This window comes from Haloarcula sp. CBA1115 (assembly GCF_000827835.1).
GTDB lineage: Archaea > Halobacteriota > Halobacteria > Halobacteriales > Haloarculaceae > Haloarcula > Haloarcula hispanica.
On record NZ_CP010529.1, the window covers coordinates 3,059,619 to 3,076,107 of the forward strand.

A 16,489-nucleotide genomic window follows, 5' to 3' on the forward strand; every position below is an offset into this window, starting at 1 on the left:
GGTTGCGGCCCCGTTACTGGTTCATCGCGCTGTTGATTTCGGACGTGTAGGAGGACTGCTGTTGCTCGAAGCCGACCTGGTTGACGATGGTCCCGCCTTCTGCTTCGAACGCGCCGGCGAACGCCTCCTGCAGTGCCTGGCCGTAGCTGTTGTTCACGTACAGCGTCGATGCGGTCTCGGCACCGAGTTCGTCCACGCCGACTTGTGCCAGGACCTGTCCCTGCAGCGCGTCGCTGGGCGGGGTGCGGAACATGTAGTCGTTGTCTTCGAGGTCGGTAATCGTCGGTGACGTGGACGCTGGCGAACAGCCGACGACGCCGCTATCGATGAGCACGTTTCTGGCGACCTGAATCGACGTTTCGGAGCTGGCCGCCCCGGTTATCGACGGATAGCCTGCGCTGACGAGAGAGTTGGCCGCGTCGATGCCCGCCTGCGCCTGCGTCTGGGTGTCACCGACCTGGTAATCGAACTCGAAGTCGACTTCGCCTTCGAGTTGCAGGGCCGGGAGTAGCGCCCCGTCGCGGATTGGCCTGCCGAGCGGCCCGAGGTCGCCGGTTTCGGGCATCAACACACCGAACTTGATCGTCCGTCCGGAGTCGCTCCCGGAGCCGTTCGGTTCCGGCTGCGGGATGTCGTCGCCCGCGTCGAAGTCGACGGTGTTGAGCGTATCGACGCCCCCACCGTCCTGAAAGCCGAAGACCTGGTACTGCGCCGAGGCCATGTCCCCGTTTTCGTCGAAGTCGACCGCGCTCGAAGCCCCCTCGTACTGAATGTTCTCGCCCGCGGCGGCCGCTTCGACGGCCGCTGGCAGTTCGGAGGGGCCGTACGTGTCGCCGCCCGGATTGGCGACGACACGCATATGATCTCGGACGGCCTGTCCGTCGTTTTCCCCGGCCAGCAGGTTGGCGAGAATCTGGACCGCTGTCGCATCGTAGGCCTGTGATGTGAACACGCCGGCCTCGTCGTAGTCGAACTCGGAGGTGAACTGCTCCGTGAACGTATCGACTCCGGGACCGGCCGCCGACGGGGCCGTGCCGCGGACGTTCGACATATCGTCGCCGACGTTACTCGGTAGCTCGCCGTCCTGCAGTCCGTCGGTGACGAGGATGTCAGCAGCGTCGTCGCCGTAGTCGGCGTAGAAGTCCTTGAACAGTTGCACACCGCTCTGTGGATAGCCGACGACCATCAGCACGTCCGGCGATTCAGGGCCGCTGTCGCCACCCGAGTCGGTCCCGGTACCGGTCATCCCACCATCACCGCCGTCGCCGCCGCCACCGTCAGTCTGTTCGGTTGAACAGCCTGCCAACCCACCAAGCAGACCCACGGTGCCTATCGCCCCAGTGCGCTTCATGAACGCTCGCCGATTGGTATCGCGACTCATACCACTTACCACTGATTCACATCTTATAAAACTATATCCTCCCGTAACCTTGCTGTTCCGTAGTCTGCTCCAGTCACGCCGATATTTTTTGTCGGCGGCGTTAGATATTAACGCCGGAGAAACCGCTATCGGCACAGACGTCACTCGGACTCTCAACACATCCGCGAAAAAACGTCGAGTGTCGCCCCTTATTCGACGCGGCCGACGACCTTGTCGTACTCTTCAGCGGCCTTGTCCCAGTCGACAACCTCGAAGAAGGCGTCGATGAAGTCGCCGCGAGCGGGGCCGTAGTCGTAGTAGTAGGAGTGCTCCCAGACGTCGAGCGCGAGGATTGGATGGGAGCCCCAGAGCGCGCCCTGGTCGTGTTTGTCGACCGGCACGTTGCGCAGTTGCTTGGCAACGGGGTCGTACACGAGCAGCGCCCAGCCGCCGGCGGCTGATGCGGCGGCTTCGAACTCGCCCTTCCAGCCTTCGTAGGACCCGAAGTCCTCCTCGATGCGGTCGAGGAGTTCGCCTTCCGGCTCGCCGCCGCCGTTGGGATCCATGTTCTCCCAGAACAGCGTGTGGAGATAGTGTCCACAGCCGTTGTGGGTGACGTTGCCCATCGCGGCCGCGCTCGAACCGAAGTCACCGGATTCGCGGTTCTCGGCGAGCGTCTCCTCGGCCGATTCGAGGCCGTTTACGTACCCCTGATGGTGGGTGTCGTGGTGCCAGGTGAGCACCTGCTCGGAGATGTGTGGCTCCAGCGCGTCGTAGTCGTACGGGAGCGGTGGCAGTTCGGGATTGGAATGTTCGGGCATATGAAAACGCCTCCATCAATACGTGTCGCGCGGCTGCCTGTTAAACGTTTAGGAGGCATTTGGTATCACTCTACAAGGACAGCGGGACGGGACCGTAACTGTCCGTTGTTGCACTGCCACATCTCGGCTCCGGCGCTGGTGTAAGTGTTCAGAAGAGTCCAGCACAGCAGAATGTTCCCATCCTAGTCGTCACCCCTGGCCCGCTCGAACATCGCCAGCGCCTGCTCGCGACGGTCGCTGTGCTTGACAACCGGGTCCGGATACTCCGGCGCGGCATTGCGCCGCTGCGTGAGCGAGCAGTCGTTCCAGTCGTGGATAACTTCTGGCGCGGCATCCCGCAGTTCCGGGACGTACTCCTTGATGTACTCGGCGTCCGGGTCGTAGTCTTCGCCCTGTGTCATCGGATTGAAGATGCGGAAGTAGGGCTGGGCGTCGGTCCCCGTCGAGGCCGCCCACTGCCAGCCGCCGTTGTCGTTGGCCGTGTCGTGGTCGACCAGCTTCTCCCGGAACCAGTCGTATCCGTGCCGCCAGTCGATGAGCAGGTCCTTGGTGAGGAAGGAGGCGACGATCATCCGGACGCGGTTGTGCATGTACGCCTCTTCCCGGAGCTGTCGCATCCCGGCATCGACGATGGGATAGCCCGTCTCGCCGTCCTTCCAGGCTTGCAACAGTTCCTCGTCGTTCTCCCACTCGATTGGGTTCTCGTAGGACTTGTAGTTCGAACTGACGACGTGGGGATGGGCAAACAGCACCTGCGTGTAGAACTCCCGCCAGGCTAGCTGGGACTGGAACTCCCGGACTGACTCCCGTCGGTCACCGCCAGTCCCCTCTTTGGCGTCCTCGGTGCGGTCGTACACTTCGCGGATGCCGATGGTCCCGAATTTCAGGTGAGCCGAGAGCCGCGAGGTGCACTCGTCGGCCGGGAAGTCCCGGCGCTCCTCGTACTCGTAGACGTTCTCCGCGAGAAAGTCATTGAGCAGGGCCCGCGCTTCGTCGGTCCCCGCCGCAGGCACGTCCGCCTCTGGCTCATCGAAGCCGAGGTCGGCCAGTGTCGGGAGCGCGTCGCCGTCGACATCAGCCAGTTCGTCGGCTGGCGGGGGTTCGTAGGGAGTCGCTTTCTCTCGGTCGTGCCACTTCCGGCCGAAGTAGGTGAAGACGCTGTAGGGGTCGCCGTCGTTCGTCGTAATCTCGCCCGGTTCGTGCAACACAGCGTTCTGGACGGCCTCGCGGGCCACGTCGGCGTCGTCGAGCGCTTGCCGGACAGCCGCGTCGCGTTCCCGTGCGAGCCCGGAGTAGTCCTTGCCCCAAGTGACCTTCTCTGCGCCGTGCTGGGCTGCCAGTTCTGGCAAGACGGATGTGGGGTCGCCCTCGGCAACGACGAGGTCACTGCCGCGGTCGCGGTACCACTCGCGCAAACTGTCGAGCGCGTCCAACATGAACGCGACCCGGGGCGGGCCGGCGTGGTCAAGAACGGCCCTGTCGAAGACGAACACCGGGACAACGGGGTCGGACGGGGCCGCCGCGGCGAGGCCGGCGTTGTCCGTCGCCCGGAGGTCACGGCGATGCCAGTGCAGGCGCATACCTAGTACACGGACTAGCCCGGGCAAAAGGTACTGCCCAACGATGTTGGTCTGGCAGGCGCTGACGGACACCACTGTTATCTTTCCGCCGGTCGAGAGCCACCACATGGAAGATGCGACAGTGACGCTGTCTGTCGACGACGGGATTGCCACAGTGACGCTGAACCAGCCGGAGTCGCGAAACGCTCTGTCGGCGGAGTTGGCCGAAGCACTCACTGCCCAGTTCGAATCGGTGACCGACAGCGACGCCCGGTGTGTCGTACTGGAGGGCGCGGGACCGGCGTTCTGTGCCGGCGGGGACATCAATGCAATGCTACAGGGAGTGAAGCACGACCGACCACCGGCCGCACAAGTCGAACTGGTGGTCTCGTCGCTCCACGAAGCGATCCGGACCGTCCACAGCTGCCCCCTCCCGGTCGTCGCAAAAATCGACGGCCCCGCCTTCGGTGCCGGTGCCGGTCTCGCGCTGGCCTGTGATATACAGGTCGCGAGCACTGCCGGCCAGATCGGCTTCGGCTTCCGCCAGGTCGGACTGGCGAGTGACTCCGGCGTCTCCTATTTCCTTCCGCGAATCGTCGGCCCGAACAAGGCCAAGGAACTGCTGTTTACCGGCGAACTGCTGGACGCCGAGGCGGCCGGAAAACTCGGGCTGTTTACCCGGGTGTTCGACGCGGAGACGTTCGAATCGGAGTTTTCGGAACTCGTCACGGACATCGCCGCTGGACCGACGGTCGCGCTCGGCCACGCCAAGCGGCTGGTCAACCGGAGTCTGGACAGTTCGCTGGAACAGGCACTCGAAAACGAAGCCACCGCACAGGGCGTCGCTTTCACGACCGACGACCACGAGGAGGGCGCAACCGCGTTCGTCGAGAAACGTGACCCGGAGTTCACGGGTCAGTAAACTGATTGCTGTGACCAGCGTCAGGACTGGTCCACCCGGCCACCACCGGAAAGACAGATGCCAGCTACGATCCATCTCACACCGGACCGAGCATCGACCGGAACCACGACTACCCGCTCTTTCACCCACAAGTGGAGGGCGACTGTAGCATGACCGACGACCCCCCGGACTGGGAGTTCAGCGAGCGGGACATGTACATTCTGCGCGAACTCTCGGCGGACCCACAGCGGTCGTCCCGCGAGCTTGCGGACTTGCTGGAGTCCGAGTACGGCATCGACGTGTCCCATGTGACGGTCAGCGAATCGATCCGGGAGATGCGTGACGCGGGCGTCTTCCGGGAGACAATCGTCCCGAACGAGGAACTGTTCAATTTCGCGCTGTTCGAGTTCAAGTTCAACCCCGAGCATTTCGCCGACTCCTGGCACGACGCGATGGTCGCCATCCGCAACGACCGACACACGCTGTTTTACTTCCTCTCCGACGGCGAATATCAGTGGAAGTCAGTGATGATGTTCCCGAGTCGGACGGCCGAATCCCGCTGGATACACGACTTCTACAAGGACCACGGCGACGTGATTCAGAACATCCGGAACTCAGTCGTCCACAACGTCCTGAAATTCAAGACGGACCCGGAGCTGTTCACCGAACTCGACGGGGAGCGGTCGTAACCAAGGGGGAGAGCGATCGTAACCAAGGGAAGACAGATCGAGATAAAGACGAGAGAGACTGCGACTCGATAGCGTCGTGCTTACAGTTTCCGCTCGGCGTCCTCGGCCAGTTCCTTCATTCGCTTGCTGACCCGGCCCGCGTCCGAGAACTCGTCTTCGCTCATCGCCGTCGCCAGGGAGTTCCCGAGCACGAACACGGCGTGTTTGTGCTCGCTTTTTGACTTGTGTACGTCCGATGGCCGCACGTCGAGTTCCTGATACGCGTCGAACAGGTCCGGATCGACCGAGTCCATGTCGTCGCGGAAGTACTCCATGATCGTCACCATCTGCTCGTGTAGCTCGAGAAGCTCGTCTTTGTGCATAGCTACAGTATGCGGTGGCACGTCCATAAGAATTGCTTGAGAAGGGATACCAGACGCTCACGCCCGTATTTTCAGAAGACGTACTCGTCGTCGTGGCCCATCATGCCGTCTTCTTCGAACCCTGGCTCCTCGTCTTCGTCCTGTGGTCCGGAGGTTTTGTACGCCTTGAGCCCGGTCGACAGGAGGTCCTCGATGGCTTCCTCGCGGTTGAGGAACTCGCCTTTCTCGACGAGCTGCGCGATCTGCATCTCCAGGTGTTCCGGGATATTGATCTCTACCTTAGGCATCGCAACATAGGGGGCTTCGACTATGCCCTATTTAAACCTGACGGGGGTGTGTTCGCAGATTGCAGAATTACAATTGTAGAACCGTGAGAGGAAATTCGTAAACTCAGAGATTAATTTCCGCGAATCTGAACCAATAGCCGGCAGAGTACGTGGCGGGCCAGAACGGCGTGAAATCGACAGTTCCACCGTGTCTCTCTGATTGATTCCGACTACGCAGAATCGAGCGTATAGTTAGGCTCAAAGGTGCGCAATCCTAAGGCATTGCTGATGGAACCACTGCGTGGTGACGAGACGACGGTTGGTGAGACAACGGTCGTCGCACGCGGGTGTCGCCTCGACGATGCACCGGTGCGGGCGGTACTGGAAACGGACGCTCGCCCCCGGTTCTTCTGGGCGGCCGGTACAGAGTCAATCGCGGCCCGCGGGAGCGCGGCGACTGTGACTGCCGACGGGCAGTCGCGGTTCGACGACGTGCGGACAGCGGTCGAAGCGCTGTTCGCTGACTGCTCAGTTCCCGACGACCTCCCGAGCGTCGCTCGACCGCGAGCGTTCGGCGGGTTCGCTTTCCACAACGGAACGCATGAAGGAGAGGACTCTCCCTGGGATGGGTTCCCCAGTGCGGCGTTTTTCCTCCCCGAAATACAGGTAACCAGAAGGGACGACGATGCCTGGCTCACAACGGTCGCGACAGGACCTGAGGCCGCGACCGAAGCGGAGGCGCTACTGGAGGAATGGCGCGACCGACTGGTCGCAGACTCCGAGCGCAATCCGGGTACACCGCCGGGAATCTCACACCGGAAGCGCACGCCAACACAGGACGGCTGGCGCGAGCAGGTGGCGGCCGCCACAGAGAGTATCGACCGGGGCGAGCTCCAGAAGGTCGTGCTCGCCCAGAGTCTCAGCGCCACACTGGACGCGGAGCTATCGGTCCCGGACGTGATGGCCCGGTTGTCGAAGACGTACCCGGACTGCTACCGGTTCATGTTGTCGCCCGACTCCGGCGGCACCTTCTTCGGGGCTACGCCGGAGCGGCTGGTGTCGGTCCGCGGGCGAACCGTCCGCACGGAGGCCCTCGCTGGCTCGACGGGGCGGGGCGACACGCCCGCCGAGGACGAGTGGCTCGCCGCCGAACTCCTCGACAGCGAGAAGGACCGTCACGAACAGAAGCTCGTCGCCGACGCGATACGGGACCAGCTGAAACCGTTCGCCTCGACGGTCCGCATCGGTGACCGGACCGTCCGCCGGCTCGCCACGGTCCAGCACCTCCGCACGTCGATAACGGCCGAACTCGACGACGACGAGCACGTCCTCTCGCTGGTCGAGGCACTTCACCCGACGCCGGCCGTGGGCGGACTGCCGCCGGACGCGGCGCTGCGGACTATCCGCGAGACGGAGGCGTTCGACCGCGGCTGGTACGCCGCGCCGATAGGCTGGGTCGACGCCGCCGGCAACGGGACCTTTGCCGTCGGCATCCGCTCGGCTGTCGCCACGGAGCGCGAGGCGACGCTCTTTGCAGGCGCGGGCATCGTCGCGGACAGCGACCCCGACCGCGAGTGGGACGAGGTCCAGCTCAAATACCGGCCGATACTCGACGAACTAGAATGACCGCCCCGAACGTCAACACGCTGTGGGCGGAGACGCTCGTTTCCGAACTCGCCGCGGGTGGCGTCGACGCGGTGTGTCTCTCGCCCGGCAGTCGCTCGACGCCGCTGACGGTGGCATTCGCCGAGCACCCCGACATCGAAGTGTTCTCCCACCTCGACGAGCGCTCGGCGGCCTTCTTCGCGCTGGGTCGCGCCCGCCGGACGGGTGAGCCGACGCCGCTGGTCTGTACCTCCGGCACTGCCGCGGCGAACTACCACCCGGCGGTCATCGAAGCGAACCAGTCAGGCGTTCCACTACTCTTGCTGACGGCGGACCGACCGCCGGAACTCATCGACAGCGGAGCAAACCAGACCGTCGACCAGGAGAAACTGTACGGCGACGCCGTCCGCTGGTATCGGGACATGCCCGAACCCGAGGCCGAGCCACGGAAGGTGCGGATGCTACGGACCACGGCGGCCCGCGCACTCGCGAAGAGTACCGGAGCCGACCCGGGACCGGTCCACCTGAACTGTCGGTTCCGGAAGCCGCTGGAGCCGACGCCGATGCCAGATGACGACCCGGCGGGCGTTCCCGCTGGCTGGGCGGGCGGCGACGACGCGGCCGAGGTTGGCCGCGACGGCCCGTTCGTCACGACGAGCCAGGGCGTCGCTGCGCCGGACGAGCGGACGGTGCGCCGGGTACAGGACACGCTTCGGTCCGCCGAGCGGGGCCTCATCGTCGCTGGGCCGGCCGACCAGGGACTCAGCGCAGAGTCGCTTGAACGGCTGGCAACAGCCACGGGCTTCCCCGTTCTGGCGGATCCGCTGTCGGACCTGCGGTTCGGCCCGCACGTCGACCGCCTCGACGTGCCGGTGTGTGGCGGCTACGACGGCTATCTCGGAAGCGACGGCGTCGACGAGTGGAGCGACCCCGATGTCGTCGTCCGGTTCGGTGCGTCGCCGACCTCGAAGCCGCTGCGTCACTACCTCCGGGACGCCGACTGCCAGCAGTTCCTCGTTGACCCGGCCGGCGGCTGGTCGGAGGCCGAGTTCACCGCCACGGACCTGCTCGTTGCCGACCCCGACGCCACCGCGGATGCGCTCGCGGCAGGGTCGCTGGGTAGCGTTGCGGCGTCGTGGCGCGAACAGTTCGCCAGGGCGGAACAGACCCACTGGGACGCCGTGAGCGAAACCGCCGCGGAAACCTACTGGGAAGGCGGCGTCCTCTCTGACGTGGCCGCGCTGGCCCCGGACCCGGCCACGCTGTTTGTCTCCAACAGTATGCCGATACGGGACATGGATCGCTTCGGCCGGCCACATGACGCCGACCTGACCGTACTGGGCAACCGGGGGGCAAGCGGTATCGACGGCATCACCTCGACGGCGCTCGGGGCCGGGAGCGCGACGGCGGACCCGCTCGTGCTCGTCACCGGCGACCTGGCGTACTACCACGACATGAACGGCCTCCTCGCGCTCGGTCGCTGTGCGGTGGACGCGACGGTCGTCTTGCTCAACAACGACGGCGGCGGCATCTTCCACATGCTCCCAATCGATGACCACCCCACCTTCGAGGACCAGTTCCGAACGCCACACGGGCTCGATTTCGAGCCGACGGAGGCGCTCTACTCGCTGGAGTTCGAGCGGGTGGCCGACCGCCGGCAGTTCCACGAGCGGTTCGCCGAGTCGGTCCGGGCCGATGGAACACAAGTCATCGAGGTCCAGTTCGACGCGGGCGACAGCCACGCGGTCAGAGCCCGGCTTGCCGAACGGGTCGCCGAAACCCTCGCTGGCGACTGATTTTCAGAGCCGCAACACGGACGCCGTCAACAGCGACAGTCCGAACGGGAGCCACGTCCCAGACAGCGCGAGCGCCCCGATGAGCGAGAACGCGCTGATGTTCAGCGTGACCAGCAGCACCGTCGTCGTCAGGCTCCAGCTCCCGAATACCATGATCGCGATAGTGGGCTCGGACTGGAGATAGCCGATCATGAAGAGGGTGCAGACCCCGATTGTCAGATTGACCCACAGCGGGAACGCCGGGAGCAGCGCGCTGAACAGCATTACCGGATAGAGCGCAAAGGTAATGGCAAACAGTGTCAGCCCCCGGCCGGTTGGCTTCTCCAAAAGCGATCCGCGGGAGGGAGTGTCGGTCTGGCGGACAGAGTACGCGGACGACGAACTCCAGGTGGCACCGCCGCCGGCGTTGTCGCTGAAGCCACTGGTCGCGGTGGTTCCGGATTGCCAGCCCGAATCTGACTCAGACGCTGTCGCCGTCTCGCTGGTCGTTTCGCTCGATTTGTCGTCGCTCGACGACGCATCAGTGTCGTCCGTCGAGCGCTCGTGTCTGTCCTCTGCGACGCGGTCCCTGGCGGCCCGTTCGCGGCGTGCCCGCTCCCGGGCGCTCGTCCGAGATGTACTGCGGTCAGTGCTCGCTTCGGCCCGGTCGCCGGCCGACGCAGACCCGTCGTAGCCCGCGCGCCGTGCCGCTTCGGCCGCGTCACTGCCGCCGCCGTCCGCTATATCGCTCTCGCCCGCGACGTAGGCGTCGTGACCCACCCGGTCGTATCGCGCCCGCTCGTCCTCGTCGGTGAGCACGTCCCGGGCTTCGATGAGTCGCTGTGTCGCCTCGCCGGCGTCGGCCGCGTCGCTCACGTCGGGATGGGTTTCCTTCAGCCGCTCCCGGTACGCCGCTTCGATAGCCGCCGTCGAGGCGTCGGTTGAAACGCCCAGTACCTCGTAGAACGTCTCCGTCATGCCGGGCGTAACACCTGTAAGCGCGCGACCGACGTTCGCTGCCAGCTACCGCACTCAATCACTCGTTCTCGACGCCCCTTCGGTCTCCGTACCGCGTTCGTACGACTCGGACGGTCGCTGGTAGTCTCCAGCGGATCCAGACCCAGCCGACTCCGACTCACGGGCGCGCGCTGTCGCAAGTCGTTCCAACGCCGTCGCGATCCGTTCAAGCGTGAGAATGAACCGTACGACCAGATACAGGAGCCAGGGGACCACAGCCACGATCAGTCCGAGCAGAATCTGCTGGACGATGATGAGACTGTACAGGACAACAACGATGGAGAGGCCCGCGAGTATCCCCACCATTGCTTTCTTGTTCGATGTGGAGGGCATCGCTAGTCGGTTCAGGTGCGCGACACCAAAGGGTTTCCTCCGCTGTGGTAGCACGTACGAGGAATCTTTTTGCGAGGGCCGTCCCGAGCCACGGTATGGTCTCTGAAATATTCGACCCGGAGCGGTGGACGGCCATCGACCGGTTCGACTTCGCCGACATCACCTATCACCGCTCGACCGACACGGGCGCGGTGCGTATCGCCTTCGACCGACCGGGGAAGCGCAACGCCTTCCGCCCGGAGACGGTCGACGAACTCGCGACGGCACTGGATCACGCCAAGCGCCAGACTGACGTGGGCTGTGTCCTCCTGACCGGGAACGGCCCCTCAGAGAAGGACGGCGGCTGGGCGTTCTGTTCCGGCGGGGACCAGAGCATTCGGGGTGAAAGTGGCTACGAGTACAGCGGGTCCGAAGAAACAGATGAGAGCGACGGCGTGGCAGACGACGCGCCAGAGAACGTCGGCCGCCTCCACATTCTCGAAGTCCAGCGTCAGATCCGCCACATCCCAAAGCCCGTCGTCGCCGTCGTCCCGGGGTGGGCCGTCGGCGGCGGCCACTCGCTGCACGTCGTCTGTGACCTCACGCTCGCCAGCGAGGAGCACGCGAAGTTCCTCCAGACGGACCCCGACGTGGGGAGCTTCGACGGCGGCTTCGGCTCGGCGTATCTCGCTCGGCAAGTCGGCCAAAAGAAGGCCCGGGAAGTGTTCTTCCTCGGCAAGACCTACGATGCCGACGAAGCCGCTGACATGGGAATGGTCAACGACGTGGTGCCCCACGAGGACCTGGAAGACACCGCCATCGAGTGGGCCAAGCGGATGAACGAGAAGTCACCGACGGCGATGCGGATGCTGAAATACGCGTTCAATCTCGACTCCGACGGGATGGTCGGCCAGCAGGTGTTCGCCGGCGAGGCGACGCGGTTGGCGTACATGACCGACGAGGCCCAGGAAGGACGGGACGCGTTCAACGAGGGCCGCGACCCGGACTTCGACGACGTGCCGTGGCACTACTAACGGGCGTGGGCAGTTGCGGGACGATACCGCCAGCGACGGTCAGTCCTCGTAGGCGAGGGTCATGACCCACTGCGAGAAGGTGTCGTCGTGGGGGTCCACCTCTTCGTCGCCGATGAACGGCGAGAGCTGGTCACCGGCCATCAGAAGCGAGAAGTCGAGGTCGCGGGCCGCGGGCGTCAGGTAGTACGTGTTGTGCCCCTCGTACACCGTCTCCTCGCGCTGGATGAGGTCCTTCTCGAACAGGGACTCGACGATGCGACTCCCCTTCCGCGAGGAGACGTCGAGTTCCTTCCAGAAGTCGCTCTGGTGGATGCCACCGGACTCCCGAATCAGTTCGAGCCCGGCCCGCTCGCCGTCAGAAAGGTCCGCCTCCGACGCTGCTGAACTCATGTATTGTGTACACCGTGAGTCGGCCGCTTAAATCTGACCTTCGACCGGGCGGTAGGGCGTCCGGCACGGTGGCCCATCTGCGTACCGGTACTCCCTGTCGGCACCCAGCGTGATGAGCGACGACGACCGCGTGCCGAACCCGTTGCCGTGGACGCAGACGCCGTACTCGTGGTCGCTGATGGTGTCGCCCGCGCGGTCCATCCACTCGTCGGCGGATTCACCGGGCTCCGGAACCAGCGCCTCGCGCAGCCGCGTCGCGTTGTTCGCCTGCTCCTCGCCGGCGTCGGGACGGTGGGCCGGAATCCGGTAGTCGCCGTCCGCGCCGACGTTGACGACGACGTGAACGCCGGGCTGGAAGTTCCGGACCGCGAGTTGGCCGTCCCATTCCAGCAGGACGGCGGCGTTCTCGTCGGCCAGCAGGAGGTTGAAACCGTCGTACTCGGCGTCCCTGGTCGCCTGTTCGACGGCGCGGGCAGCGGACTCAGCGCTCTCGTGGCTCAGCGCGTCCCGGACGAGGAGTCCGCGCGAGCGGTCGCCAGCTAGATCGGCGTCGACCCAGCGATTGGTCACCGCCGCCAGCAGCCCCTGCTCGTTGTAGCCGATCCACGTCCCGTCGGCCTCTTCGTCGGCCGGCGCGACGACGCGACTGCCCCAGTGACGCTGCTGTGGCGGCTGCGACGGCCTTTCAAGCCGCTCGTCGCGGTTCGCCGCGACCGCGACCGGCGTGTCGTCAAAGACCTGCCACGCGAGGACGATTGTACACACAGGACTGCATACACTGCGGACGTAGAAAACCGCTTGGCTCGGCGTCCCGAACTACTGGGTTGAGTCGCCAGATTCGCCATCTTCATAAAGCCGCGACCGAACCGCAGACCGGTCGACAGTCCCCGAGGCCGTCCGCGGGAGCGCGTCAGCGATCTGAACCGTCTTCGGGACTTCGTACGGCGCGAGTCGCTCGGCGCAGTGGTCGCGAACCGCCGCGGGCGAGATGTCCCCGACGACCAGCGCGGCGACGCGCTGGCCCCATTCCTCGTCGGAGAGCCCCACGACGGCAGCTTCGGCAACTGCTGAATGGTCACGAATCGCCGCGGCGACCGTGCTCGCGTCGACGTTCTCCCCGCCGGTCACGATCTGGTCGTCGACGCGGCCCTCGACCCAGAGGTGGCCGTCCGCGTCCCGGTAACCGATGTCGCCGGTCCGGAAGCCGTGGTCGCCGAACGCGCCGCCGTCGCCGTTCAGGTAGCCCGATGTCACCGTGGGACCGTCGACGACGATTTCTCCTCGCTCGCCGGAGTCGCAGGGTTCGCCGTCCGCGACGACCGTTACGTCAGTGAAAACGAGCGGCTGGCCGACGGTGCCGGACCGCTCGAATGCTGTTTCGGGCCGTGCTGTCGCTATCTGGGACGCCGTCTCGGTCATCCCGTAGGTCGGACAGACAGGAACGCCCCGCTCCCGACATCGCTCGATGAGGCTCTCGCTGGCCGGCCCGCCACCGAGCAGGACGAAGCGGAGCGAAGACGGCGGTTCCCAGCCAGCGTCCAGCAGCCGCGAGAGCATCGTCGGCACCAGCGAGACGCCCGTCACCCCGTGTTCCGCGAGCACCTGCTGTGTCGCGTCGGCGTCGAACGACCGCTGGACGACGGCCGCAGTGCCGTATAGCGCGCTCCGGATGAACGGAGCCAGTCCGCCCATGTGGTAGGTCGGTAAGCAGACCAGCCAGCGGTCATCCGGAAGCACGCCGAGGCGGTACGACGACGCGACGGCGCTAGCGACGAGGTTGCCGACGGTCAGTCGGACGCCTTTCGGCTCGCTGGTCGTCCCCGAGGTGAAGATGACCAGCTGGGTGTCCGCCCGGGAGAGGGCTGCCGGGGTCACGTCGGTGGCTGTTTCATCAGCCGAACCCGCCGCTGCTGTCTCGTCGGCGACGGCAGCCGCTGACAGTTCCCTGTGGACCGAAACGGTGGGACAGCCGTCGATGTCGGCCGCCAGCGACGCGGTGCTGTCTCCACAGACCAGCAGGTCCGCGTCAACTGTCGAGAGCTGGCTTTGGAGCGTCGCCGCGTCGAGTTCGACGTTCAGCGGCGCGAGTGTCGCCCCCAGTCGCATCGCCGCAAAGAGGAGCGTTCCGACCGCCGGCTGGGTTGGCAGGAGCGTCGCAACGGTGGCGTCCGCAGCGTCGATCCGCTGGTCGAGTTCGGCAGCCACCGAATCGACAGCGGCGTCGAGTTCCCGGTAGGTGACCTTGTTTCCAGAGTCTGCCGCGACCATCGCCGTTCGGTCGGGTGTCGTGTCGGCGCGGTGCGTTACGAGGTCCTGTGTCGGCCAATTGAGGGGGTCACGCATCGGTCCCCACCTCTGTCGGATCGATTCCCAGACCGGTCGACTGGGGGACCGACATCGCACCATCCGTTACTGTCGTCGGGTCCGTCGCGAGGTCGGCCGCCAGTCGGTCGCCGGTCGCCAGACCGCACGCGACCACGTCGGGAATCGCGGCGGCGACGTGCAGCGCCGCGAGGCGGGCAACGACGGCGTCGATGGTCGTCGTGACGACCGGCTCGACACCCTGTTCGCGTGCCCGGAGTGCCAGCGTGTGGGCGTTGCCGGGGCCGCCCAGCACCATCGGCTTCAGTATCAGCACGTCGGCCGCGGCGGCGTCGAGCACGCTGTCGACCCGGCGGTCGACGAGGGACTCGTCGAGCGCAACGCCGACCCCGTTGCCTCGAAGCCCGGCGTGTCCCGTGAGGTCATCGGCCGGGAGTGGCTGTTCAACGTAGGCCACGTCCAGCGGTGCGAGCCGGTCGAAGGCGTTAGCGGCCTCCTTGCGGGACCACGCGCCGTTGGCGTCGGCGCGAAGCGTCACGTCGTCGCCCACGCGCTCACGGACGGCCTGAACGCGCGCGACATCTTCATCAACGGTGTGCTTTCCCACTTTGAGCTTACAGCAGTCGTAGCCGGCCTCGACCGCCTGCTCGACGGCGTCGGCTGTCTCGGCCGGTGACCCGTCGCCGACCGTCGCGTTGACCGGGACCCGGTCGCATCGCCTGTCGGGCTCGAACCACTGGTACAGCGGCACGCCGTCGGCTCTGGCGTCGGCGTCCAGTAGCGCGGTCGCAAAGCCGTGTCGGGCGGCGGGGACGGACGCGGCGTCCAGCGACAGGAGAATGTCGGTGTGGCCGCCGTCAATTGCAACCGTGGCAGCGTCGTTGAGCCCGCGCTGGCAGTCGTCGACCGACTCCGTCCAGCCCGGAAGCGGCGTGGCTTCGCCGACACCCGTTTCGCCGCGGTGGTCGTAGCGGACGACGAACCCCGAGCGCTGGCTGATGGTCTCGCGGGCGGTGGCGAGCGGACTCGACAGCGGGAGCGAGAACGGGTCGACCTTCATAGTAGCTGTGGGACGGCGAGTCCCAGCGCGAACAGGACGGAGTGGACAAAGAGCGTCTGCCCGACCCGTTCGAGTGTCGGATTCAGTGCCTCGCCGTCGGTCTGTGTGAGGACTGTCTTCGAAATAGTCGCCGCCAGTGGGAGGGTCAGCAGCGGGGCCAGTGCGGGCAGACCGTACCGGCTGTTGAGGGCGAACACGACCGGGACGACGTAGGCCATCCCGACCATCAGGAGGAACTCGACGCGGCTCCACCCGTAGCCCAGATAGACGGCCAGCGTCTTCTTGCCAGCGGCGCGGTCCGTCTCGCGGTCTCGGATGTTGTTGACGACGAGAATCGCCGTCGACAGCCCGGCCGCTGGGAGGCTTGCCGTGATGGCAGCAGCAGTGACCGACCCCGGCGGGAGCGTCATCGGGAACGTACCGACGCCGCTTGCGCTCGCCACGGCCTGCACGTAATATGTGCCGGTCACAGCGACGAGACCGAAGTAAACGAACACGAACAGGTCGCCGAGACCGCGGTAGCCGTAGGGGAACGGACCGCCGGTGTAGAGAACCCCGGCGGCGATGCCCGAGAGGCCAACCACGACGATGGGGAGACCGCCGACGGCGACGAGATAAACGCCGATGACGACAGCGAGGCCGTAGGTCGCTATCATCGCCCGTTTGACCTCCTCGGCGTCGATGAGGCCGCCAGCGGTCACACGGGTGAATCCCTCACGCTCGTCGGTGTCGGCCCCCTTTACCGCGTCGTAGTAGTCGTTCGCAAAGTTCGTTCCAATCTGGATAAGCAGCGCACCCACCAGCGCCGCGACTGCCGGCAACAGAGCGAAGACACCGGCGTGGACTGCCAGGCCCATCCCAACGATGACCGGCGCGGCCCCGGCAGGCAGTGTCTGTGGCCGCGCGGCCATCACCCACGCCTGCCGCTTCGAAACGTCTGCCGTCGCTGTACTCATTGCTCAAAACTGGGGACGCTATCCTCAAAGCGACTGTGGTTCGACAGGCACCCTAAATAT

General features: G+C 65.5%; 17 protein-coding genes. 5 read left to right on the top strand and 12 right to left on the bottom strand.

The annotated features are described in order from the left end of the window. Nucleotides 1-13: 13 nt before the first annotated feature. From SG26_RS15315 to SG26_RS15325, 3 genes are all read right to left on the bottom strand, one after another. Complete coding sequence (locus tag SG26_RS15315; protein WP_050038034.1) at nucleotides 14-1,381, bottom strand: ABC transporter substrate-binding protein; 1,368 nt, start codon at nucleotides 1,379-1,381, stop codon at nucleotides 14-16. A gap of 188 nt (nucleotides 1,382-1,569) precedes the next feature. After that, nucleotides 1,570-2,181 carry a superoxide dismutase gene (gene sod / locus SG26_RS15320; RefSeq protein WP_008309249.1) on the bottom strand — a complete coding sequence of 204 codons (612 nt, stop codon included), beginning with the start codon at nucleotides 2,179-2,181 and terminating at the stop codon, nucleotides 1,570-1,572. A gap of 182 nt (nucleotides 2,182-2,363) precedes the next feature. Continuing rightward, nucleotides 2,364-3,761, bottom strand: a complete 1,398-nt coding sequence (locus SG26_RS15325; protein WP_050038035.1) for a deoxyribodipyrimidine photo-lyase — start codon at nucleotides 3,759-3,761, stop codon at nucleotides 2,364-2,366. A 43-nt stretch (nucleotides 3,762-3,804) separates the two neighbouring features. On the opposite strand from SG26_RS15325, the gene SG26_RS15330 reads away from it, so the two are divergent. Together SG26_RS15330 and SG26_RS15335 are read left to right on the top strand one after the other, a co-directional pair. Continuing rightward, nucleotides 3,805-4,662: an enoyl-CoA hydratase/isomerase family protein gene (locus tag SG26_RS15330; protein WP_014040309.1), complete on the top strand. Its 858-nt coding sequence runs from the start codon at nucleotides 3,805-3,807 to the stop codon at nucleotides 4,660-4,662. Nucleotides 4,663-4,811: 149 nt separating this feature from the next. Then, nucleotides 4,812-5,330, top strand: coding sequence for an Lrp/AsnC family transcriptional regulator (locus SG26_RS15335; protein ID WP_014040310.1), 519 nt, complete (start codon nucleotides 4,812-4,814; stop codon nucleotides 5,328-5,330). Nucleotides 5,331-5,410: 80 nt separating this feature from the next. Here the strand turns inward: SG26_RS15335 and SG26_RS15340 are convergent, their stop codons facing one another. Together SG26_RS15340 and SG26_RS15345 are read right to left on the bottom strand one after the other, a co-directional pair. Beyond that, on the bottom strand, nucleotides 5,411-5,692 hold the full coding sequence (locus SG26_RS15340) for a UPF0058 family protein (protein ID WP_004517945.1): 282 nt from the start codon (nucleotides 5,690-5,692) through the stop codon (nucleotides 5,411-5,413). Between the two features lie 71 nt (nucleotides 5,693-5,763). Continuing rightward, nucleotides 5,764-5,979 (bottom strand): ribbon-helix-helix domain-containing protein, encoded by a 216-nt coding sequence (locus tag SG26_RS15345; RefSeq protein WP_004517946.1) that lies wholly within the window; start codon nucleotides 5,977-5,979, stop codon nucleotides 5,764-5,766. A 267-nt stretch (nucleotides 5,980-6,246) separates the two neighbouring features. On the opposite strand from SG26_RS15345, the gene SG26_RS15350 reads away from it, so the two are divergent. Together SG26_RS15350 and menD are read left to right on the top strand one after the other, a co-directional pair. Further along, nucleotides 6,247-7,584: an isochorismate synthase MenF gene (locus tag SG26_RS15350; protein ID WP_050038036.1), complete on the top strand. Its 1,338-nt coding sequence runs from the start codon at nucleotides 6,247-6,249 to the stop codon at nucleotides 7,582-7,584. After that, on the top strand, nucleotides 7,581-9,359 hold the full coding sequence (gene menD / locus SG26_RS15355) for a 2-succinyl-5-enolpyruvyl-6-hydroxy-3-cyclohexene-1-carboxylic-acid synthase (RefSeq protein WP_050038037.1): 1,779 nt from the start codon (nucleotides 7,581-7,583) through the stop codon (nucleotides 9,357-9,359). Before SG26_RS15350 ends, menD begins: the two co-directional genes overlap by 4 nt. 3 nt (nucleotides 9,360-9,362) lie before the next feature. On the opposite strand, the gene SG26_RS15360 is transcribed toward menD, so the two are convergent. After that, entirely contained in the window at nucleotides 9,363-10,316 is a 954-nt protein-coding gene (locus tag SG26_RS15360; protein WP_014040314.1) for a J domain-containing protein, read from the bottom strand. A 54-nt stretch (nucleotides 10,317-10,370) separates the two neighbouring features. Further along, complete coding sequence (locus SG26_RS15365) at nucleotides 10,371-10,688, bottom strand: hypothetical protein (protein ID WP_050038038.1); 318 nt, start codon at nucleotides 10,686-10,688, stop codon at nucleotides 10,371-10,373. Between the two features lie 95 nt (nucleotides 10,689-10,783). Between SG26_RS15365 and SG26_RS15370 the strand changes: the two genes are divergently transcribed. Beyond that, a complete protein-coding gene (locus tag SG26_RS15370) occupies nucleotides 10,784-11,701 on the top strand; it encodes a 1,4-dihydroxy-2-naphthoyl-CoA synthase (protein WP_050038039.1) in 918 nt (305 codons plus the stop codon). A 39-nt stretch (nucleotides 11,702-11,740) separates the two neighbouring features. Here SG26_RS15370 and SG26_RS15375 read toward each other — a convergent pair whose 3' ends face one another. From SG26_RS15375 to SG26_RS15395, 5 genes are read right to left on the bottom strand one after another with little or no spacing between them, the layout of a single operon-like run. Then, complete coding sequence (locus SG26_RS15375) at nucleotides 11,741-12,091, bottom strand: hypothetical protein (RefSeq protein ID WP_004517952.1); 351 nt, start codon at nucleotides 12,089-12,091, stop codon at nucleotides 11,741-11,743. Between the two features lie 27 nt (nucleotides 12,092-12,118). Continuing rightward, on the bottom strand, nucleotides 12,119-12,856 hold the full coding sequence (locus SG26_RS15380; RefSeq protein WP_050038040.1) for an NRDE family protein: 738 nt from the start codon (nucleotides 12,854-12,856) through the stop codon (nucleotides 12,119-12,121). Between the two features lie 51 nt (nucleotides 12,857-12,907). Beyond that, nucleotides 12,908-14,434, bottom strand: coding sequence for an AMP-binding protein (locus SG26_RS15385; RefSeq protein WP_050038041.1), 1,527 nt, complete (start codon nucleotides 14,432-14,434; stop codon nucleotides 12,908-12,910). After that, entirely contained in the window at nucleotides 14,427-15,473 is a 1,047-nt protein-coding gene (locus SG26_RS15390) for a mandelate racemase/muconate lactonizing enzyme family protein (RefSeq protein WP_050038042.1), read from the bottom strand. The genes SG26_RS15385 and SG26_RS15390 overlap by 8 nt, the downstream gene beginning before the upstream one ends. Further along, on the bottom strand, nucleotides 15,470-16,429 hold the full coding sequence (locus SG26_RS15395) for a 1,4-dihydroxy-2-naphthoate polyprenyltransferase (protein ID WP_050038043.1): 960 nt from the start codon (nucleotides 16,427-16,429) through the stop codon (nucleotides 15,470-15,472). The genes SG26_RS15390 and SG26_RS15395 overlap by 4 nt, the downstream gene beginning before the upstream one ends. Nucleotides 16,430-16,489: the final 60 nt, after the last annotated feature.